Genomic DNA, 22,587 nt, shown 5'->3' with positions numbered 1-22,587 from the left:
CATCGAAAAGGCTGTTTATTAGTTTTAAAAGGGTTAGAATTTAACTGACTCCACGCTAATAAATGGCTGTACAAATATTCTGCTAAACTAGCAGTGATAGATTAAGGAACATACAATGACACGAAATGAAGGCCAAGCCTCGGTTATTTTAGATAACGTCTGTAAGCTTATCCAGAAAAAAGTTCGCGCTGATAATGTGTTACTCGTTGAGAAATTCGCCAAAGCCTTGTACAGCAATATGTCTAAAGAGGATTTGGCAAATCGCAACGACAGTGACTTATATGGTGCTGCACTCAGCCTTTGGAATTCGCTAGAAAAAAATACATCAGATGACGCAGTTATTCGCGTTTTCAACCCTGAAGTGGCAAAAGATGGCTGGCAGTCATCACATACCATTGTAGAGATCATTGCTAAAGACATGCCGTTTTTAGTTGACTCTGTACGTATGGCCATGACACGAGAAAACATCGCCTCTCACTTACTTCTTCATAGTCCACTGAAAATTCAACGTGATAAAAACGAAAAAATATCTGGGTTATCAAGCTTAAAAGCAGAGCAAGAATCAACATCAACAAAAACTGTATTCTTTATAGAAATTGACCGTCAAACAGATGCAACTGTTATTGAGTCTTTCAAAAAAGAGCTTGAATCAGTACTTGTTGATGTATCGGTTGCGGTTGAAGATTGGCAGCCTATTCGCGAAAAATTAATCGCGGTAAGCAAAAGCTTGCCAAAAAGCCATAAAGATAAAAATGACAACGAAATAAATGAAACCGTTGAGTTTTTAGATTGGCTAGTAAAAGACAACTTTACATTAATGGGTTATCGCCAATATGAACTTTCGCCAGTTCAGGGAGACTATCAATTAAAAGGTAAAATGGATACCAGCTTAGGGTTAATGAAAAACTCTGATGCTGAGCATACACGTTTGCTTTCTGAGTTACCTGAAGTGGCACGCCAAGAAGCACGCAGTAGTAACCTATTAATTTTAACTAAAACTAATTCATTGTCTCGCGTTCATCGCCCAGCTTACATAGATTATGTGGGTGTAAAACGTTTTGATGACAAAGGCAATGTTATTGGTGAAGATCGTTTTATCGGTTTGTTTTCATCAAACTTTTACAACAATAGCGCTGCTGATGTACCGGTTCTTAAAAGTAAAATTAATCGTATTATGGATATGTGTGACTTCGCTAAAGGGACACATGCATACAAAGCCGTATTAAATATATTAGAAACCTACCCACGTGACGAACTGGTACAAGCTCGTGAGAATGAGTTACTAGAAGTTGCCATGGGCGTGTTGCAAATACAAGAACGCGACATGTGTCGTTTATTTGTTCGTAAAGATGCATATGGCCGTTTTTTATCATGCATGGTTTATGTACCACGTGAGCGTTATAACACAGCGCTTCGCCGCGAAACGCAAGCTATTTTAGCTAACGCATTTAATTCTGACGTTAAAGTCGAATTTACTACCTATTTCTCTGAGTCTACACTGGCGCGTACCCATTACACTGTTCGTGTGACCGACAACAATATTGAATATAACGTGAAAGACATAGAAAACAACCTAATAGAAGCCGCTCGTACTTGGGAAGACAAATTACAATCAGCCTTACTTGAATCTGCTGGTGAGGCCCGTGGTAATGAATTAAACCGTAAATATTGCAATGCCTTTGCACGCTCATACAAAGAAGAAGTATTACCTAGCGCTGCAGTGGTCGATATTGAAAAGCTAGAAATGCTAAGCGATGAGAACAAGTTAGAAATGTTGTTCTATCGTCCACAAGAAGAAGCAAGCAGCAATATTGTGCGTTTAAGCTTATTCCATAAAGATGAGCCAATTCATTTATCTGATGTTATGCCAATGCTTGAAAACTTTGGTCTACGTGTTGTAGGTGAAACACCATACTCGGTTAAAACTAGTGATGGTGGCGTAAATTGGGTCATGGATTTCTCTATGCTAATTGACAGCAAAGGGATGGCTGATTTTGATAAGATCTCTGCACGTTTTCGCGCTGCATTAACCAGTGTATGGGCAAACCGTTTAGAAAACGATGGCTTTAACCGTCTAGTGTTAATGGGTGGTTTAACGGGTCGTGAATCATCAATTTTACGTGCATACGCAAAATACATGCGCCAAATAGGGGTTACTTTCTCGCAAACGTATATTGAAAGTACCTTTGCAAATTACCCGCATATTGCCGCTAAAATTGTTAACTTATTCTCTAAAAAGTTCTCTGTAAAAAGCCCTGCAAGTGCTAAAACACTTGAAAAACTAGGCTTAGAAATTTATGCAGAGTTAGAAAACGTAGCGAACCTTGATGATGATCGTATTATCCGTTTATACGTTGATATGATTGTTGCTACATTACGTACTAACTACTTCCAAAAAGATGCTGAAGGCAAATTTAAGTCGTACATCTCACTTAAAATTCAGCCAAGTTTAATCCCAGAAGTCCCACTACCTGTGCCAGCGTTTGAGATATTTGTTTATTCTCCACGTGTTGAAGGTGTGCATTTACGTTTTGGTAAAGTTGCCCGTGGTGGATTGCGTTGGTCAGATCGTCGTGAAGATTTCCGTACAGAAGTACTTGGCTTAGTAAAAGCGCAACAAGTTAAAAATACCGTGATTGTACCGGTAGGTTCAAAAGGTGGATTTGTATGTAAACAACTACCTAGTGAACGTGAAGCGTTTATTAAAGAAGGCCAAGAATGTTATAAAATCTTCATTCGTGGTTTATTAGATATCACAGACAATATTGACCGTGGTGAAATTGTACCTGCTGTTGATGTTACACGCCATGATGAAGACGATGCGTACCTAGTAGTAGCAGCGGATAAAGGCACAGCAACATTCTCTGATATTGCCAATGGCATCGCAAACGAATATAACTTCTGGCTAGGTGATGCGTTTGCATCAGGTGGTTCAGTAGGTTATGACCATAAGAAGATGGGTATTACGGCTCGTGGTGCATGGGAGTCTGTAAAACGTCATTTCCGTGAAATGGATATTAACTGTCAAACCACAGACTTTACAGCAGTAGCTATCGGGGACATGGCCGGTGACGTATTTGGTAACGGTATGCTGTTATCAAAGCACATTCGCTTGCAAGTGGCGTTTAATCACTTACATATCTTTGTTGATCCAAACCCAGATGCAGCAGCTTCTTATCCAGAGCGCGAACGTTTATTTAATTTACCACGTTCATCATGGGAAGATTACAATAAAGAGCTAATTTCAAGCGGTGGTGGTATTTTCTCGCGTGCTGCTAAGTCTATTACGCTGACCCCTGAAATGAAAAAGATGTTAGGCACTAAAAAAGCTAGCATGACGCCGAATGAATTGATCAAAGCATCATTAATGATGGACCATGATTTATTGTGGAATGGTGGTATAGGGACTTACATTAAGCATTCGAAAGAAACGGATGCAGATGTTGGAGATCGTGCAAATGATGCGCTGCGCATTAATGGTAAAGACCTTGGGGCTAAAGTATTTGGCGAGGGCGGTAACTTAGGTGCAACTCAATTAGGTCGTATTGAATTTGCAGCTCAAGGCGGTCGTGTAAATACTGACTTCATCGATAACGTAGGTGGGGTTGCGTGTTCAGATAACGAAGTAAATATTAAAATTTTACTCAATGGTTTAGTTGCTGAGGGCGACTTAACGCGTAAGCAACGTGATGAGTTACTTTACTCAATGACCGATGAAGTGTCTGAATTAGTACTTAAAGATTGTTATCGTCAAACGCACACTTTGTCGATCACTCAATCTAAAGGGACCTCAACGCTTAAAGAAAAAATTCGCTTTATTCATGCACTTGAAAAAGACGGTAAGCTAGACCGTGCAATTGAGTTTATTCCTACAGATGAAGAGTTAGCAGAGCGCGCCGCTGCAGGTAAAGATTTAACACGCCCTGAGCTATCTGTATTAGTTTCTTACGCGAAAATGGTGCTAAAAGAGTCTTTGGTAACGGATGAAATTACTGAGAATCCATATTACCGTCAGTTATTAGTTAAATCATTCCCGCGCCCATTACGTGAGAAGTTTAATGATGCTATGGATAATCATCCACTACGCAAAGAGATTATTGCCACTAAGTTAGCAAATAATATTGTTAATGATATGGGCTTAAACTTTATGGTGCGAATGAATGAAGAAACCGGTGCAAACGAAGCTGAAATTGCATTGTGTTATTCAATCGCAAGTGAAATTTTCCAAATGCGTGAAACATGGTTATCTATTAGTGATTTAGATAATAAAATACCATCGAACGTACAAACAGAAATGTTATACCAGTTACGTCGTACAGTTCGTCGCGCTACACGTTGGTTCCTTCGTCATCGCACCAAAGCACAATCAATTGAGCAAGCGATTGAAATTTTCTCACCAACATTTGCCGATTTAAGTGAAAACTTAACTAAATACATCGTTAAAACAGAAAGCGATCGTATTGTAAGTGCCCGTGAAGAACTAACACAAAGCGGTGTACCTACAGATATCGCACAGCGCATTGTGTCGTTATCAAGCTTGTTCTCGGTAATGGATTTAACGCAAATTGCTCAAAACTCTAATCGTAAAATCGATATGGTGTCGCACACTTACTTTAAATTAGGTGCGCAAATGGGACTACATTGGTTCTTAGATCAAATCACTAATCAACCGGTTTCTAACCATTGGCAGGCATTAGCGCGTGCATCATATCGTGAAGAGTTAGATTGGCAGCAACGCACCTTGTCAGAAGTGGTATTAAACAGCTTTGAAGGTGAAAGCAGTGATGTAGATGGTCAAATTGAACAATGGATGGATAGTCAAGATCTGTTACTTCAACGTTGGAAGCAAATGTTGACAGAGTTTAAAACATCGCAAAGTCACGATTTTGCTAAGTTCTCAGTGGCATTAAGAGAGCTCATGTTACTTGGTCACAACTGTGATACATCAGCAAAGTAACAAACTGCTAATGATTAAAACTAATCGTTAAACAGTTTTTGTTATATAATACCTCAGCCTTGTCTGAGGTATTTTTTTGTCTACAATTTTAAGAGGATTATATTCATGTTCTACGATTTAGCTCGCCGTTTTATGTTTACCCGTGATGCGGAGTGGGCCCATGATTTTGCTCTTAATAACTTACGTCGCTTTGCTAACACGCCATTAAGTGCTGCATGGTCACAAAGCGTGGCAAATAAACCAGTGAACTTTTTAGGCCTCGAATTTAAAAACCCAGTAGGGCTTGCTGCAGGCCTTGATAAAAATGCGGAGTGTATTGAGGCATTCGCTCAAATGGGTTTTGGCTTTGTAGAAGTGGGTACAGTAACACCGCGTCCTCAAGCGGGGAACGATAAGCCGCGGATATTCAGGTTGCCGCAGTCAAATGCGATTATTAATCGTATGGGCTTTAATAACAAAGGTGTTGATAATTTAGTTAACAATGTTAAAGCAGCTAAATACGATGGTATTTTAGGTATCAATATTGGTAAAAATAAAGATACACCAAATGAGCAGGGCAAAGATGATTACATTCACTGTATGCGTAAAGTGTTTGAGCATGCATCATACATCACTGTAAACATTTCATCACCCAACACCCCAGGCTTACGAGACCTGCAATATGGCGCAGCATTAGATGACTTATTACAAAGCTTGAAAAACGAACAGCTTGATTTAATTGCCAAGCATAATAAGCATGTGCCTATGTTGGTGAAAATTGCGCCAGACCTAGATCCAATTCAAATTGAACAAGTGAGCGAGTCACTGTTAAATAATAAAATTGATGGTGTTATAGCCACAAATACCACCTTAGAGCGTAGCTTAGTGCAAGGTCAGCAGTATGCTGATGAGGCAGGCGGTTTATCAGGAGCGCCAGTTAGGGAGCGTTCCACCCATGTTGTTTCTGAACTCAAGCGTTTAACAAACAATCAGTTACCTATTATTGGTGTGGGTGGTATTGATGATGCTAAATCAGCAAAAGAAAAATTTAATGCGGGTGCAGATTTAGTTCAAGTTTATACCGGTTTTATATACAAAGGACCGCAATTGGTCAAGTCGATCATTAACGACTTATAAGGATCAGTTATGTAAGCTTTTGATCGTTCGATAAATGTTCTAAAAAGACGTTTTAAAAATGGTCAAAAGCAGCTATACTCTAAGCTTATTGTCTTATTTTATTTTTTAAGTACTAAGTAGGGAGGAGCAAATGTTACAAGCGTCAAAGCAATGGCAGTGGATAGCGTGTGCTGAAAAAAACCGCTTACTGCTTGATTTAAATGACGATATGCAACTTTGTACACCTTATAAGCTTAGACAGCTCACCGATTGTGCTTTTGAAAACCCATACTTCAGCCTTGAAGATGCAGCCTTTTATGAGCAAGTTTATTATTACCTTGCGCAGTTTAATTTATGGAATCCTGCCCAGTTATGCCAAATAGCGCTCAATGCAACGGCAGTTAAATTTCAATTAAAACCAGTGTTGGCAAAAAGTTGGTTTTTCAAACCGTATACTGGTAGTACACCTAGTACTGAAGCGGTTATTAATTTAAGCTCAGAATCACAAACTGGCGAGTTTTTAATTATAGAGCATTGTCCAGATGCTTCTGTGTGCATTAATTTAAGCGAAACCTTTGCACTAGATGACAATCTATCACTTGCCCAGTTTGAAGTTATCCGCGTTTTAAACAACCGAGTTCACCCCTTAATTACCTCACAGTACGATAGCCAAACAGCTTAGCCTAATTTAGTCTTTGAGGCTTGTTTAAGGCGTATTTGTACGCAAACCTATGTTATAATCCCGCGCAATTAGCTATTAAGGGTTTTTACTTTGCAATTTATCGCACTTACTTCTATCGGAATCGAAAATTTATTGGTTGATGAACTTACAGAACTTGGCGCTACGGTGTCAAAGCAAACTGTGGGTTCTGTTCGCTTTGAGGCTGACTCATTGCTAGCGCAAAAAGTGTGTTTATCTACACGCTTTGCTACGCGTGTACTTATGCTTATTGAAGAAAAAGAAGGCGTAAATGACAAAGACAGCTTGTACAAATTTGCACGCTTACAACCTTGGCAAGAATGGTTTGGCCCAACACAAACTTTTGCTGTTGATTTTAATGGCACAAACGATTCACTTAAAAATACCCAGTTTTCTGGTTTAGTAATTAAAGATGCGATTGTTGATTACTTTAACGATTTATTTGAACAGCGACCAAATGTAGATAAGCAAGATGCCAATGTGCGAGTGGTTGCACGTTTAAATCGTCATGGCGTTTCACTTTATATTGATTACTCAGGGCCGCGTTTATCAGAGCGTGGTTACCGTCAAGGTCAAGGCAAAGCACCCATAAAAGAGCATTTAGCTGCGGCAATAATAAAACGTAGTGGCTGGCTCGAAAATGTCAATCAACCACTATTCGATCCATGTTGTGGTGCCGGCACTATTTTAATAGAAGCGGCTGGAATGGCACGTAATGAAGCGCCTGGATTATTCCGTGAAGGATTCGCGTTTGAGCGTTTGCCTAGCTTTAGAGTGGCAAAATTCAAAGAACTTAAAGAGCAACTTTTAGCGAATATTACTGATCCTAAATTATGGTTAATTGGCCATGATTACGATGCACAAGTACTTGATAAAGCGATTGCTAATGCGCAGCGTGCAGAGCTTGATACGGTGATTAAATTTAAGCAAAGCGATGCGACAAAACTGACGAGCGTTGCAAAATTGCCGGGTGTTGTTATTTCTAACTTACCTTATGGTGAGCGTATTGGTTCTATGGCTGAACTTGTAAACTTGCATCGTAGCTTAGGTGTTGGTTTTAAAAAGCACTTTAATCATTGGAAACTCGCTCTACTGGGCATGGATGAAAGCCTGTTTAAATTACTTAAATTAGTGAAGCAAAAACGCTATAAATTTAAAAATGGCCCCCTTGATGTTGAATTAAACCTGTATCAGCTTGATGACAAGCAAGTCAGCCTTACCTCTGATGACAAACCCGCTTTAAACTTCGAAGGCTCGATGGCATTTGCTAATCGCCTGAAAAAGAACAAGCAAGGCTTAAAAAATTGGCTTAAGCAAAATCAAGTCCATGCGTATCGTGTTTACGATGCAGATATTCCTGAATACAACGTTGCGGTTGATATTTATGGTGATTCAGCGGTTATTTTTGAATACGCAGCACCGAAAGAGATTGATGAAAAAACCTCTGAGAAGCGTTTACAAGATGTTATTAGCTTGACAGCACAACAACTTGATATTGCACCTGAAAACATTGCTGTAAAAGTACGTAAAAAGCAAAAAGGTGAAGAGCAATATACACCCATGGCTAAGCAAAATAGAACCATGGTAGTAGAAGAGTTTGGTGCTATGTTTAAAGTTAATTTATTTGACTACTTAGACACGGGGCTATTTTTAGATCATCGCCTTGCACGTCGTTATATTCAAGAAAACGCAAAAGATAAGCGCTTTTTGAACCTGTTTGCATACACAGGAACCGCCTCAGTTCATGCAGCCATTGGTGGCGCAAAAGCGATTACTACCGTTGATTTATCTAAAACCTACTTAAAGTGGGGTCAAGATAACTTTGCGCTTAACGATATTAGCAATACACGTTATCGTTTTGAGCAAGCAGATTGTTTAAAATGGCTAGAGTATGCACAAGGGCAGTATGACCTGATCTTTTTAGATCCGCCTACTTTTTCAAATTCTAAACGAATGAAAGACGCGTTTGATGTGCAAAACGACCACATTAAGCTGTTAACTTGGGTTAAAAAAATATTGAGCCCATCGGGTACGCTAATATTCTCTAATAATAAACGCGGTTTTGTAATGGATGAAGTTGGCTTGATGGGGTTAGGGTTAAAAGCAGAAAATATTTCTGAAAAAACCTTATCTCCTGACTTTAAACGAAATAAAAAAATTCATAATAGCTGGTTAATTAAACATGGCTAAGTGGATTTTATATCACACCGACGGCTGCCACTTGTGCGAGCAAGCAGAGCAGCTGTTAAAACCGTTACTTTCATCAACCGATGAATTACAACTTATTGATATTATGAGCAATGACGCATTAATTTTAGAGTATCAAATAAGCATTCCGGTTTTAAAAAATCAACAAGGCCAACAATTATTTTGGCCTTTTACTGCACCTCAGGCGCAGCAGTTTTTAGCGCAAGCAGAATAAGAGTAAAGATTAACTATGGATTTAATTAGAATTTCAAAAGCACAATTAGCTTACGGTACACACCCATTACTTGATAATGCAGATGCAGTAATAGAAAGTGGCGAACGTGTGTGTATTGTAGGTCGCAATGGTGCAGGTAAATCAACGCTTTTAAAAGTACTCGACGGTCAAGTAATACTTGACGATGGCGAAATAAACCAAGTTGGTAGCTTAAAAATATCGCGTTTAGAGCAAGATCCACCTAAAGGGGCTAGCGGCACTGTATTTGATTACGTTGCCCAAGGTATGCCCGAAATTGCTAATTTACTTATTGACTTTCATCATGTAAGCACACAATTGCAAACAGATTGCACTGATCAACTATTAAATAAATTAGAGCGTTTATCTAATAAATTAGAGGCGGCAGATGGCTGGCGTTTTGATAGCCGAATTCAACTTGTACTTACTCAATTAGAGCTAACTCCTGATGCGAAACTTGAGTCGCTCTCAGGTGGTTGGTTACGTAAAGTTGCATTAGCGCGTGCTTTAGTGAGTGAGCCTGATTTATTACTGCTCGATGAGCCTACTAACCACTTGGATATGACAAGTGTAATGTGGTTAGAGCAATTCCTAAAAGAATTTAAAGGCGGTATTGTATTTATATCGCATGACCGTGCATTTATTCGAGCTGTTGCTACACGTATTTTAGATTTAGATCGCGGTAAACTAATTTCTTATCCTGGTGATTATGCAACTTACTTAGAACAAAAAGCGCATGATTTAAAAGTAGAAGAAACACAAAATGCATTGTTTGATAAACGCTTAGCGGAAGAAGAAGCATGGATCCGCCAAGGTGTTAAAGCCCGTCGAACCCGTAATGAAGGCCGTGTTCGTGAGCTGAAACAATTACGTAATGAACGTAAACAACGTGTGGAACAAGTAGGTAAAACTGATTTCAATATCGAAACAGCGGATCGTTCAGGTAAACTAGTATTTGAAGCTAAACACTTAAATCATGCATTTAAAGACAAAGTGATAGCTGATGATTTCTCTACCTTAGTGATGCGTGGCGATCGTATTGGTTTGGTGGGGCCTAATGGTATTGGTAAAACAACGCTATTAAAATTATTGTTTGGTGATTTAAAAGCAGACAGTGGTGAAATAAAGCAAGGTGTTAACTTAGAGTTTGCATATTTCGATCAGTACCGTGAGAAGCTTGATGAAGAAGCGACCGTTCAAGATAACGTTGCTGAAGGTAAGCAAGAAGTGATGATGGGCGGACGCTCACGTCACGTGTTAGGCTATTTACAAGACTTTTTATTTCCGCCAGCACGTGCTCGTACACCGGTAAAAGCACTTTCAGGTGGTGAGAAAAACAGGTTGTTATTAGCCAAGTTATTTTTGAAACCTTCAAATATATTAGTGCTCGATGAGCCTACCAATGACTTAGATATAGAAACATTAGAGCTACTTGAAGATATTATTAACCAATATCAAGGTACTGTGCTTATAGTAAGTCACGACCGAGAGTTTATTGATAATACCTGTTCGAGTGTTTGGGCATTTGAAGGTAACGGCAAAGTTACTGATATAGTTGGTGGCTACAGTGATTATGAAGCTTATACCAACTATTTGGCGGAGCAGCACGAAGAGTTGCAAAAGCAGCCAGTCAAAAAAGTTGAAAAAACAGAGCCAACGCCAGTTAAAAGCAATAACAAAGCAAATAAACTCTCTTACAAATTAAAACTTGAACTAGAGCAACTACCTAATAAAATGGAGCAACTTGAAGCTGAACTTGAAAAACAACAAGAACGAGTAAGTCATGAAGATTTTTTCAAGCAAGACAGTGATATAACAGCCAAGGAATTGAACCATTTAGCCCAACTTGAGTCTGACCTTGAAGCCGCTTTTGAGCGTTGGGAAGAACTTGAAGAATTAAAGAATCAGTAGTAAGGAATAAAATGAAATATAAATTACTCGCGGCCAGTGTTTTAGCCACACTGAGTACATCAGCATTAAGTGCAACGTACCAGTTAACCGAATTAGGTGACTTTGAAGCTGCCAAACATACTTATGTTACTGATGTGAGTGAAAACGGCCATATTATAGGTCAAGCTAACGGATTGTTTAACCTACCTATTGATATTAGTTATATCGACTTTACAGATAATATAATAAAGAGCGCATACGACACCGAAGTTAAAAGGTTTGAAAACATTGATAAAGAAATAACCTTTACCCTCGATGATATAGAAAATAATGATGCTGTTTACACTAATGCTGACGCACATACTTTTATGGTTGGCTTTCTATCTTCTCGGTCTGAAGATTTTGAATATCAAAAAATCAGTTCGCTTATTGCTACAAGCTATAATAACGGTTTAATAACTGAGCAGTCTCTTTTCGATGAATCTTCACTTGATTATGATGGGCTAACTCGATCAGTAAGTAACTTTTATACAGGTGTAGCGCAAGACGGTACTACGGTTGGTTGGGGAAGTGCAGCATTTGATAAAGTGAGCTTTACACCAGATGGCGAAACTGATGAAGAAACGTGGTTTACTCGTGAGTTTATAGAGCGCGGAATTTTAATCTCTGCTGGTGGTGTTGAAGTGCCGCTTTTACCAGAATTTACTGAACACGGTGGGACTAGTAAAGCATCTGATATTGTTGCCACTGACACTGGTTACATTGTTGTTGGTAATGTATCGGTCAGTATTCCTGCTGAGAGACAAACCACAATTACAGACAATTGTGATGGCCTTGATGAGCCAGTTATGGCTTGTATAGAGTTAATTAATTCTCGAAATACGCGAGGTGTGTTTAATAAAACAGCGGTTAAATGGACTCTAGACAGCACTTATAATGTGACTTCAACAGAGTTGCTAGGTTTAGCGCTTACTCCGGAAGAAGATGAAGACAGAACTCCATTTAATAGTATTGCATTAGCTGTGAATAGTAATGGTATTGCTGTAGGGTCTTCAGATACCCGAGATATTGACAACGATAATAGAATCTACAGTATGCCAACTTATTTTAAAGACGGTGAGGTAGTTGACTTTATAAACCAGCAAGATGATTGGGAAGGAGGTAAAGCATTTGCAATCAATGATAATGACATTATTGCAGGTTATGCTACTAAACGCATTGAAGGCTCTTTAAGAAACAAACTCTTTTACCACGATATAAATACAAACAAGACGGTGTTTCCTGAAGATTATTTTATTAGCTCAAGCTCATATGCAAATGATATTAATAATCAAGGTTATATTGTAGGCGAAGGTGATGTTGGTGATACAGCGAGTACAAGGCGTTCAGAAGCGTTTATTTATAAAATTGGTGATGACAAAATCACTAATCTAAATAATCTACTACCATGTTTTGACAGTGATGGTGAAAGTAGCTTTAGTTATAAAATGGTAGAGGCGAAATCAATCAACGAAAATAATGAAGTATTTGGTGTGGCAACTAAAACGGTTGAAAAATTAGACTCACTAGGTGAGGTCATAACCGACATAAATGGTAACATTCAATATGAAAGTGTTGCTGTTGCAGTAAAACTTTCACCGATTGCTAATGGTGAAGTTGAAAATTGTAAAGCCCCAGATGCAGAGTTTTATGAACGTAGCTCAGCCAGCTTCTCATGGTTTGGTTTATTACTGCTACCTTTAGTTGGATTAAGACGCGTTTTTCGTTTCTAAGTACTACTATTCGTTTATAAAAAAACCAACTTGTTAAGTTGGTTTTTTTTTGTCTATAGTAATATTAACAGAAGTACTTGATGAAGTAGTCGCTAGTTATTTCTAGATATCCAAGCTTTTCTTACTGAGCGACGCCAAATTAAATCAATACCAAAATAGCCAATAACACTGGCAATAGATGCGCACACAAGCGAACCCACTAAAAAAGCAGGGCCAATGGTAGTAAGGCTTTCTATAAACCACGCCCAACTAGCCTCAAACGCAAAATGCTGCTCAGGTTGATTTAGTACTAATGTACCAACCAAGTATGAGCCGTAAAAAATAGGTGGCATTGTAAGTGGGTTGGTGATCCACACCAAAGCAACAGAAATAGGCAAATTAACTCTTAAGATTATGGCTGCGGCAGCTGCTAGCACCATTTGAAAAGGAACAGGGATGAATGCAAAAAAAAGTCCAACGGCAAAGGCACCGCGTGCTGAGCGTCGATTTAAATGCCAAAGGTTAGCATCATGTAAAAGACGACCAAATATCCTTAGTGATTTGTGATGTCTAATTTTATTTGGATCAGGTAAAAACCGTTGGATCGTTTTTTTAGCCATTTAAAGCAACCATTTACGTCTGTGTGGATGAGTCTTGGGTTTGTTATCGGTGTCGTTATTACCGTATTTTATTATCAAACCCTTGAGTTTACAGTTATCACAATTTCAATCCTTATTGTGAGCACGTATTTTAAGCCGTTTTTAACTGTATTGTTAGGCTTTATTTGCGGTATTTGCTGTGTAGCCGCACATTTTATCTTGTTTTATTCATTTGAGTTACCTGAACAGCACAAAAAATATGCTTATTCTGTCGGTGTGGTGGTCGAAGAGGTTATCTCTGCTACGCCTCCCCAATATATAAAAGCTAAAATAACCCATTTAGAAGATAGTGAATATAGTCACTTTAGGGCACCTTATGCCTTATTAAGTATCAATTTTGCACAACCAATTAAATCTGGTGATACTTTTAATGCCCAAGTGAGACTGAATAATTATAGAACTATTAAAAATTTTACTGTTTTTGATAATCAGCTTTATGCTTTTACACAAAAGATAGCCTTTAAAGGTACAGTGCTCAATAAGCAGCTTAATATTAAAAGCTCTCAAAAAAATAATACCGTGTCAGCTTATAGAGCCTATGTAAAAAAGCTGGTAAATAATGCTGAGCTTAAATGGCTATATTATACACTTTTAACCGGCGATAAGTCATTGATGACATTCGAGCAAAAGCGGTTAATGCAGAGTCTTGGGTTAAGTCACTTATTAGCCATTTCTGGGTTGCATATCTCTTTAGTGTTTGGTTTTTGTTATTTTGTTACACGTTTTTGTCTTAAGTTGGTTAAACCTGAACTAAATCAAGGCATAAATGTTTCTATTGTTTATAGCGCTGTCGGCTTTGTAGTGGCATTCATATATGTTTACTTGAGTGATTTTATCATCTCCGCAACTCGCGCTTTAATTATGCTGGGTTGTTATTTGTTGCTTTATTACTTGGCAAAGCAATCATTGAGATGGCGCAGTATTTTATATGCGTTGGTTATTATTTTAGCGGTTAATCCATTTAGTGTACTAAATCCAGGTCTTTACTTTTCGTTTTTAGCGGTATGTATTATTTTTATGGTTTTAAAGCAGTTTCCACTTCGGGGTCACTCACTACTGTCCAATATGCGAACATTATTTATTATTCAACTGGGATTATTTATTGGCTTATTACCCCTGTCATTATACTTTTTCAATGGCGTGAGTTTAGTGGGTTTAGTTTTAAATCTTGTGGCTATTCCCATTTTATCTTTTGTATTAATGCCTGCTTTATTTTTAAGCGTGTTGCTGGGGTTATTAACCGATTGGCATGCATTTATTGTGTTATATGATTTTCCACTGACCAACTTGTATCAAATGTTGCAGGCAATACCTCAGCAGATACGTTGGCTTAATGTAGGACAGGTAAGTATAACCACCGTGGTGCTGCTTTATAGTGTTGTACCCTTACTTTATTTTATTGAGCTTCGCTTACTAGCCTGCATTCCGATTTTGACTTTGCTTTTTAACTATTACTTTACGCAAACCAGCCTTTGGCAGTTAAACGTATTTGATGTAGGCCACGGTTTAATGGTACTGATAGAAAAAGATAAACATGCGTTTATTTATGATTTTGGCCCGAGTTATTTTAATCGCTTTAGTCGTGTCACTAGTGTTTTACTACCCTATATTAATGCTCATAACCTAACAGTAACTAACTCGATTGTAAGCCATCAAGATAACGACCATGCAGGAGGCGTTGCGCACTTTAAAAAAGCCGGTTATGCATGGAGCTTGGATTATTTTCATCCAAGTGGTGTATATAAAGACTGCATAGCGACAAAAATAGACTTTCAAGGCTTGAGTATTCAAACCTTTTCAAAAGATGAGTTTAATAACCGTAATGATAATTCCTGTGTTGTTAAAGTCTCAAGTGCAAACCATAGTGTGCTTCTCACTGGTGATATATCAAAGGCGAGGGAGTCTAAATTAATTAAACAAGGGCATGATTTACAAAGTACCGTTTTGTTAAGTCCTCATCACGGCAGTGATAGCTCTTCCAGTGTCGAGTTTATCGAGGCCGTAAACCCAACACTTGTGATTCATTCAAGTGCGTATCAAGGCCAGTGGCAATTTCCAAGTAAAGCGGTAGTTAAGCGTTACAATAAAATAAACGCCAAACAATATAGCACCGGTGATGTAGGACAAATTCGGGTTGATTTTTATGCTAAACACTTAGAGCTGAGTACCGCAAGAGGGGCGGAAAGTTATTGGTTTATCAAAGATTGACGTTTTGTTTTGCTGTTGCTAAGGATACAATAGGGGCTGTTACTGGTTTTAGAGAGTGTTATGGAACAAAGTACTACACAAATATATAAACGGCTTGTTTCTTACGTTGGCGCTTATAAGTCGATTGCCATCGTCGCGATTATAGGAATGATAGGTTATTCAGGTATGGATGCATTATTCATTCAACTGATGAAGCCGTTTATCGATGAAGGTTTAAACGAGCGTAACAGCCAGGTACTTACTTATGCGCCATTTGTGGTTATTGCGCTGGTTATCGGGCGTGGCGTATTTAACTTTATGTCATCTTACTGTTTAAGCTATGTAGGCTCACAAGTCGTGAGGGCGCTGCGCCAAGAATTGTTTGAACACATTTTACACTTACCGGTATCGTTTCATGATAAAAACTCAACCGGCGATTTGATTTCTAAAATCACCTTTGACACCGAGCAAGTTCAACAAGCAATCACCAAAGCACTGCTTATTGTTGTGCGTGAAGGCGCTTTTGTGGTGTTTTTACTCGCTGTGATGTTTTATACCAGTTGGCAGTTGTCGTTAATCTTTTTAGTTATTATCCCGCTTGTGGCTATCATAGTAGCTGTGGTGTCTAAACGCTTTCGTCATATCTCGAAAAATATTCAGTCAGCGATGGGACAAGTTACCCGTAGTTCAGAACAAATGCTCAGTGGTCACAAAGTGATCCATGGCTTTGGTGGGCAAACACAAGAAATTGATCAATTTTCTAAAATTAATAATCATAACCGCCAACAACGTATCAAGATGGATGCGACTAAAGCGCTAAGTGTCTCTATGATTCAAATTTTGGCTGCTAGTGCTATGGCTGTTATTTTATGGGTTGTGTCGATGCCCTCTATGATAGACAGCATTAGCTCTGGGGATTTTGTCGTACTCATCTCCTCGATGATGATGTTACTACGCCCATTAAAGCAACTTGCCAATGTAAACAGTGATCTACAGCGAGGTATTTCAGCTGCTCAGAGTGTTTTTTTAGTGTTAGATGAAGAAATTGAAAAAGACACGGGCACCTTTTCGGTTGATAAGGTAAAAGGGCATATTGAGGTGAAAAATGTGACCTTTAAATACCCAACCAAGGATGAAGCCGTGCTTAACGATTTATCACTGAACATAAAAGCCGGTGAGAGTATTGCCCTTGTTGGCCGCTCTGGCTCGGGTAAATCGACTATTTCTAACTTGTTACCCCGATATTATGACTTAGAAGCGCCAAGCGAAATTTTACTCGATGGCATTGCTCTTAATGAATATAAGCTTACTGATCTTCGCCGTCAATTTGCGTTAGTGTCGCAACAAGTGGTGCTATTTAATGACACGATTGCCAATAATATTTGTTATGGTTTACAACGCGAAATCTCTATCGAAGAGCTTCATGACGTTGCAAAACAAGCCCATGTGTGGGAGTTTGTAAAAGACTTACCTGAGCAACTTAACACTATGGTTGGCGAGAATGGGGTAATGCTTTCAGGCGGGCAACGTCAACGTATTGCGATTGCCCGTGCTATTTTAAAAGACGCGCCTATTTTAATTTTAGATGAAGCGACCTCGGCCTTGGATACTGAGTCTGAAAAGCTTATCCAACATGCTCTTGATATATTAATGAAAGATAAAACCTCCATTGTTATCGCTCATAGGCTATCGACTATTGAAAATAGTGACCGTATCTATGTGATTGATAACGGTAAAGTGATAGAAAGTGGTACGCATACTGAATTACTGACTAACGATGGTACCTACTCAGCTCTTTGTAAAATGCAGTTTGGTGAGCAGGGGTGAGTAAAATAGAGCAAAGCTGGTACAAACCTTTTAGCTTAATTACCTTATTGTTATTACCACTGTCAGCTATTTTTGGCTGTGTTGCTCTAGTGCGCAAATATTTCTACGAAGTGGGTGTTTTTAAGCCATTTGTTAGTAATACTCCAGTAATTGTTGTTGGCAATATAAGTGTTGGCGGCAATGGTAAGACTCCATTTGTATTGTGGCTACATGATTACTTAACCGCTCAAGGCTTATCTGTTGGTTTAATTAGTCGCGGCTATGGTGGGCAAGCAGCCCATTACCCATTATTAGTAACTGCCAATACGACGACTTTAGAAGCAGGGGATGAGCCGGTACTTTTATTTAACCGTTTACAATGTCCGTTAGTTGTGGGGCCAAATAGACAGCAGAATATAGAAATGCTCAATCATCAGTTTCAGCTTGATGTAATTATTTCTGATGATGGCATGCAACACTACAAAATGGCACGCAGTATTGAATGTTGTATTGTTGATAGCGAAAGAAAATTTGGTAATGGTTTTTTAATGCCAGCAGGACCACTTCGCGAAACGGTTTCTCGTTTAAACAGTGTTGATTTAGTCATTGAAAATGGTTCTGAACATGAATTTAGCTATCGCTTGCAGCCATCAATTATTAAACGTGTTGCTGATAATACTGAGATAACAACGGCTATAGAAACAGCGCATGCTGTAAGTGCAATCGGTAACCCTCAGCGCTTTGAAGCATCATTAAAAGCACAAGGTATAGCGTTGTTATCAACACATCATTTTCGCGACCATTATGCTTATACCGCCAATGACTTTGCTCAATTTGGTGAGGACTGTATATTAATGACAGAAAAAGATGCAGTTAAGTGTCGTGACTTTGCTAAGCCAAATTGGTATTACTTGCCGGTTGACGCTCAACCAACTGCAGCAGTAATAAACACATTAAATTTATTATTAAAAGAAAAAGGGATCCACCATGGCCTTTGATACAAAATTACTCGAAATTATTGCTTGCCCTGTGTGTAAAGGTAAGTTGCGCTTTGATAAAGAAAACCAAGAGCTGATCAGCACAGCAGCAAAACTAGCTTACCCGGTACGTGATGATATTCCTGTACTACTTGAAAATGAAGCCCGTGAATTGACCCTTGAAGAGGTAGAAAAGTGGAATTCGTAGTTGTTATCCCTGCGCGTTACGCTTCTACTCGTTTACCAGGTAAACCACTTGCTGATATTTGTGGCAAACCAATGATACAGCATGTGTATGAAAAAGCCTGTTTGTCAGGAGCCAGCAAGGTGGTTATTGCTACCGACCATCAAAGAGTGTTTGATGCTGCTAAACGTTTTACTAGTAATGTTTTGATGACACGTGAAGATCACCAATCAGGCACAGAGCGCTTAGCCGAAGTAGTGGATTTACTTAATTTAGCCGATGATACTATCGTGGTAAATGTACAAGGTGATGAACCTTTGCTGTCGCCTGATAACGTATCACAAGTGGCAACATTATTAGCGCAATCAACGGCACCAATGGCAACCTTAAGCGTTGCTATTGAAGAGCGTGATGAAGTGTTTAATCCTAATGCGGTTAAAGTTGTCAGTGATATAAATAAAAATGCTTTGTACTTTTCAAGAGCGAGTATCCCATTTGATAGAAGCGCCATGATGGCTGAGCAGCAACCACTTAATTTAGCGCCTTTTCAACGCCATGTGGGTATTTACGCGTATCGCGCAGGGTTTATAAAGCAATATATTGAATTAAGTGTTTCGCCATTAGAACTTCTTGAGTCGTTAGAGCAGTTACGTGTGCTATACCATGGTTATGCAATTAAAATAGAACAAGCTTTAGTGACCCCTCATGCAGGAGTAGATACACCAGAGGATTTAGCTAAAGTGGTTGCCCATATTCAAAGTAAACTCGCGTGAATAAACCACAAACGCCTGTATTAATAGTGCAGTACACGCATGATGATTTTTACATCATAAATAAACCGGCAGGCCTAAATTTTCATTCTGAAGAGGGCCCCGGTTTTGTGGTAAGTGCTGAACAGCAGTTAAATGAAAAACTATTTGCGGTACACCGTTTAGATAAGGTCACTTCAGGCTTGATTATACTCGCACGGAACAAGGCTGCTGCAGCTGAGTTTACGCAGTTATTTACCCAGCATGCTATTAACAAGTTTTATTTAGCGGTCAGTGATACCAAGCCTAAAAAAAAGCAAGGCTGGGTTAAAGGTGATATGGCTAAGTCTCGCCGTGGCACGTATAAATTATTAAACTCACAGAGTAACCCCGCTATTACGCGTTTTTATTCGTTTAGCTTTAAAAGCGGATTTAGAGCTTACTTATTGAAACCATATTCAGGAAAAACTCACCAGCTTAGGGTGGCATTAAAGAGTATAGGTGCCGCTATATTAGGCGATGCTAGTTATTCTGGGAGTGCCGCTGATCGCACCTATTTGCATGCATTTGCGCTGGACTTTGAGTGGGCTGGGGAACAAATACAACACACTCTGTTGCCAGAGTGTGGAGTGGAATATGCGCAATTAATAAAACATCAAGATTTTGATTCTTGGCAAACGCCTTGGAAATTGGATTGGTAAATGAGTGAACAAGTAACTGATATCCGCTTTGGTGGTATTAAACGACTATATGGTCAACAGCAATTTGAATGGTTACAACAGGCACATTTCTGTGTTGTTGGTATAGGTGGCGTTGGCAGCTGGACTGCAGAGGCATTAGCGCGCACCGGCGTGGGCAAAATTACTCTAATAGATTTAGATGATATATGCGCAACCAATGTTAATCGTCAAATTCATGCGTTAACAGGCACGATAGGGGAAGCAAAAGTGGATGCCATGAAGGCACGCTGCGAGCTTATCAACCCTGAGTGTAAAGTTAATGTTATTGACGATTTTATAACACTAGAAAATATTCAACAGCATATTCAAGGTTTTGATTATGTTATTGACTGCATTGATGCGGTAAAAGAAAAAGCGGCGTTAATCGCGCACTGTAAGCGTAATAAAATGCCTATAATTACCACGGGCGGTGCAGGTGGGCAAACTGATCCAAGTCAAATTACATTTGGAGATGTGGCAAAAACGACTCAAGATCCATTGCTTGCAAAGGTGCGCTATATTTTGCGTAAGCAGTATAATTTCAGCTCTAATCCAAAACGTAAATTTAATATTGACTGTGTGTATTCAACAGAGCAGCTTGTTTATCCCGGTAGTGATGGCAGTGTGTGCCATGCGAAACAAAATGCAGATGGTAGTATGAATATGGATTGTAATAATGGCTTTGGTTCGGTGACGATGATCACCGGTAGTTTTGGTTTTTTTGTTGCCGCTAAAGCAGTAAGAAAATATTTAGATAAGCGTACACGCTTGAACATTTAATTACAGATTACACATCATATTGTTAAAAAAGCGCTTAACGCGCTTTTTGTTTAGCTAAAGTTTGTATTTTTTCCACCATAGCTTTTATCCCATTGCCGCGAGAAGCGCTTAAGTGGCTAATTAAGCCGAGCTTTTCAAATTCTTCATAGGCATTAACGCTTAATACCTCTTCAGGTGTCAAACCGTTATACAGCGCTAAAATTAACGCTAATAATCCTTTTACTATTCGCGTATCAGAATCACCAATTACAACCAATGCATTTTCTGTCAAATCAAACTCAACAAACATCCATACTTTACTTTCACAGCCTTGGACTAGCGCATCATCTGTTTTTAGTATATCGGCTAACGGCGGTAGTGTTTTGCCAAGTAACATAATTTCACGATACTTCTGTTGCCAGCTTGTACTGTGTTCAATTTTTTTACTTACTAGTTGGTATGTGAGTGTCATTATTTATCCAATTTAGTCTAATAAAGCGATGCATTCTTTGAGTGCAGTAATAAAATGGTCTACATCTTTGGTCGTATTATAAAATGCAAAACTTGCTCTTAGTGAGCCATTTAGTTGCAAATGAGTCATTAATGGCTGCGTACAATGATGACCACTTCGTACTGCAATACCATAACCGTCAAGTAAAGTTGCCAGATCATACGGATGTTCATTTTTATAATTAAAGCATAATGTACCAATGTTCGATTTTAGGTCGCTATAGATGCAAATACCATCTATTTCCATCAGTGCGTTTGCTGCATAAATAAACACCTGCTGTTCATACTCTTTTAATTCTTGCTGATTGAGCACCATTAAATACTCAAGTGCCGCACCAAAGCCTAAAACACCGGCTATATTTGGGGTTCCTGCTTCAAATTTAGCGGGAGCGTCACGATAAGTGCTTTGCGTTAGGGTCACTTTTTCAATCATTTCACCACCTGTTTGATAAGGCAATAATGCATTAAGTGCGCTGTAGCGGCCATATAAACCGCCTAATCCTGTTGGCCCCAACATTTTGTGAGCTGAAAACACGTAAAAATCACAATTAAGCGCTGTCAAATTAGGTCTTAAATGTAGAGCGCCTTGTGCGCCATCGACTAAAGTTAGCGTATCTACAGCCTTCGCAGCAGTTATCAGCGGGGTTAAATCGGTAATATTGCCCAGCGCATTAGAGGCGTGAGTGATTGCAAGAAGTGCAGGTTTGGTGTGTTTAATCACGTCACAGCACTGTTTGATATCAAAAGTGGCATTGTCATTAAGTGGCAACGCTTTTAACGTTGCACCAGTGTATGCCGCGAGTTCTTGCCACGGCACAATATTCGCGTGATGCTCGATTGGGCTAATTAAAATGGTGTCGTCTGTTGTTAATGTATTTCTTAGGCCATGTGCAACTAAGTTAATCGCCTCAGTAGCGCCTTTAGTCCAGACAATTTCATTACCGCTTACCTGAAAGTAATCAGCAACGCGTTGACGTACTTGCTCATAAGCCGCTGTAGCTTGCTCACTTAGCGTATGACGACCGCGGTGAACATTTGCATTCTGTGAGGTGTAAAACTGTCTGGTGACGTCAATCACACATTGTGGCTTTTGTGTTGTTGCAGCTGAGTCTAAATAAACCAAAGGATTGCCATTGATTGTCTGATTTAGAGTAGGGAAATCATTACGGATTTTTTTAGGATCAAACGAGGACACAGACATAGG

Annotated in this window: 17 protein-coding genes; 14 read left to right on the top strand and 3 right to left on the bottom strand. The window is 39.1% G+C overall.

Annotation, left to right across the window (positions count from 1 at the left end; genetic code table 11):
• Positions 1 to 115 precede the first annotated feature (115 nt).
• The 7 genes from ACNSN3_RS07595 (at position 116) to ACNSN3_RS07565 (ending at position 12,854) form a co-directional block, all read left to right on the top strand.
• Positions 116 to 4,957 carry an NAD-glutamate dehydrogenase gene (locus tag ACNSN3_RS07595; RefSeq protein ID WP_418609005.1) on the top strand — a complete coding sequence of 1,614 codons (4,842 nt, stop codon included), beginning with the start codon at positions 116 to 118 and terminating at the stop codon, positions 4,955 to 4,957.
• Between the two features lie 105 nt (positions 4,958 to 5,062).
• Entirely contained in the window at positions 5,063 to 6,073 is a 1,011-nt protein-coding gene (pyrD, locus tag ACNSN3_RS07590) for a quinone-dependent dihydroorotate dehydrogenase (protein ID WP_010390146.1), read from the top strand.
• 130 nt (positions 6,074 to 6,203) lie between these two features.
• Positions 6,204 to 6,734: a cell division protein ZapC gene (locus ACNSN3_RS07585; protein ID WP_054201007.1), complete on the top strand. Its 531-nt coding sequence runs from the start codon at positions 6,204 to 6,206 to the stop codon at positions 6,732 to 6,734.
• 90 nt (positions 6,735 to 6,824) lie between these two features.
• Positions 6,825 to 8,942 (top strand): bifunctional 23S rRNA (guanine(2069)-N(7))-methyltransferase RlmK/23S rRNA (guanine(2445)-N(2))-methyltransferase RlmL, encoded by a 2,118-nt coding sequence (rlmKL, locus tag ACNSN3_RS07580; protein ID WP_418609003.1) that lies wholly within the window; start codon positions 6,825 to 6,827, stop codon positions 8,940 to 8,942.
• On the top strand, positions 8,935 to 9,174 hold the full coding sequence (locus ACNSN3_RS07575; protein WP_418609001.1) for a glutaredoxin family protein: 240 nt from the start codon (positions 8,935 to 8,937) through the stop codon (positions 9,172 to 9,174). The genes rlmKL and ACNSN3_RS07575 overlap by 8 nt, the downstream gene beginning before the upstream one ends.
• Before the next feature lie 15 nt (positions 9,175 to 9,189).
• Positions 9,190 to 11,103 carry an ABC transporter ATP-binding protein gene (locus ACNSN3_RS07570; protein ID WP_418608999.1) on the top strand — a complete coding sequence of 638 codons (1,914 nt, stop codon included), beginning with the start codon at positions 9,190 to 9,192 and terminating at the stop codon, positions 11,101 to 11,103.
• 11 nt (positions 11,104 to 11,114) lie between these two features.
• The gene (locus ACNSN3_RS07565) at positions 11,115 to 12,854 is read left to right on the top strand and encodes a DUF3466 family protein (protein WP_418608998.1); all 1,740 of its coding nucleotides are present in this window, start codon (positions 11,115 to 11,117) and stop codon (positions 12,852 to 12,854) included.
• A gap of 92 nt (positions 12,855 to 12,946) precedes the next feature.
• Here the strand turns inward: ACNSN3_RS07565 and ACNSN3_RS07560 are convergent, their stop codons facing one another.
• Positions 12,947 to 13,453 (bottom strand): DUF2062 domain-containing protein, encoded by a 507-nt coding sequence (locus tag ACNSN3_RS07560; protein WP_010390140.1) that lies wholly within the window; start codon positions 13,451 to 13,453, stop codon positions 12,947 to 12,949.
• Here ACNSN3_RS07560 and ACNSN3_RS07555 point away from each other — a divergent pair.
• Genes ACNSN3_RS07555 through tcdA form a run of 7 tightly spaced genes read left to right on the top strand, consistent with a single transcriptional unit; the run spans position 13,433 to position 20,894 of the window.
• Positions 13,433 to 15,700: a DNA internalization-related competence protein ComEC/Rec2 gene (locus ACNSN3_RS07555; protein ID WP_418608996.1), complete on the top strand. Its 2,268-nt coding sequence runs from the start codon at positions 13,433 to 13,435 to the stop codon at positions 15,698 to 15,700. The two genes, ACNSN3_RS07560 and ACNSN3_RS07555, sit on opposite strands and share 21 nt — an antisense overlap.
• Positions 15,701 to 15,760: 60 nt before the next feature.
• Entirely contained in the window at positions 15,761 to 17,506 is a 1,746-nt protein-coding gene (gene msbA / locus ACNSN3_RS07550) for a lipid A export permease/ATP-binding protein MsbA (protein ID WP_418608995.1), read from the top strand.
• Complete coding sequence (gene lpxK, locus ACNSN3_RS07545; protein WP_418608993.1) at positions 17,503 to 18,483, top strand: tetraacyldisaccharide 4'-kinase; 981 nt, start codon at positions 17,503 to 17,505, stop codon at positions 18,481 to 18,483. The genes msbA and lpxK overlap by 4 nt, the downstream gene beginning before the upstream one ends.
• Positions 18,473 to 18,670 carry a Trm112 family protein gene (locus tag ACNSN3_RS07540; protein WP_010390133.1) on the top strand — a complete coding sequence of 66 codons (198 nt, stop codon included), beginning with the start codon at positions 18,473 to 18,475 and terminating at the stop codon, positions 18,668 to 18,670. The genes lpxK and ACNSN3_RS07540 overlap by 11 nt, the downstream gene beginning before the upstream one ends.
• The gene (gene kdsB, locus ACNSN3_RS07535) at positions 18,658 to 19,419 is read left to right on the top strand and encodes a 3-deoxy-manno-octulosonate cytidylyltransferase (protein ID WP_054201003.1); all 762 of its coding nucleotides are present in this window, start codon (positions 18,658 to 18,660) and stop codon (positions 19,417 to 19,419) included. Before ACNSN3_RS07540 ends, kdsB begins: the two co-directional genes overlap by 13 nt.
• The gene (locus ACNSN3_RS07530) at positions 19,416 to 20,096 is read left to right on the top strand and encodes a TIGR01621 family pseudouridine synthase (RefSeq protein ID WP_054201002.1); all 681 of its coding nucleotides are present in this window, start codon (positions 19,416 to 19,418) and stop codon (positions 20,094 to 20,096) included. The genes kdsB and ACNSN3_RS07530 overlap by 4 nt, the downstream gene beginning before the upstream one ends.
• Positions 20,097 to 20,894 carry a tRNA cyclic N6-threonylcarbamoyladenosine(37) synthase TcdA gene (gene tcdA, locus ACNSN3_RS07525; RefSeq protein ID WP_418608990.1) on the top strand — a complete coding sequence of 266 codons (798 nt, stop codon included), beginning with the start codon at positions 20,097 to 20,099 and terminating at the stop codon, positions 20,892 to 20,894.
• A 34-nt stretch (positions 20,895 to 20,928) separates the two neighbouring features.
• Here the strand turns inward: tcdA and ACNSN3_RS07520 are convergent, their stop codons facing one another.
• Entirely contained in the window at positions 20,929 to 21,345 is a 417-nt protein-coding gene (locus tag ACNSN3_RS07520) for a SufE family protein (RefSeq protein ID WP_010390129.1), read from the bottom strand.
• 12 nt (positions 21,346 to 21,357) lie between these two features.
• Complete coding sequence (locus ACNSN3_RS07515) at positions 21,358 to 22,584, bottom strand: SufS family cysteine desulfurase (RefSeq protein ID WP_418608988.1); 1,227 nt, start codon at positions 22,582 to 22,584, stop codon at positions 21,358 to 21,360.
• Positions 22,585 to 22,587 lie beyond the last annotated feature (3 nt).

Source organism: Pseudoalteromonas sp. US3C1004 (assembly GCF_048401065.1).
Classification (GTDB): Bacteria; Pseudomonadota; Gammaproteobacteria; order Enterobacterales; family Alteromonadaceae; genus Pseudoalteromonas; species Pseudoalteromonas undina.
This window is presented reverse-complemented; position numbering and strand designations above follow the sequence as displayed.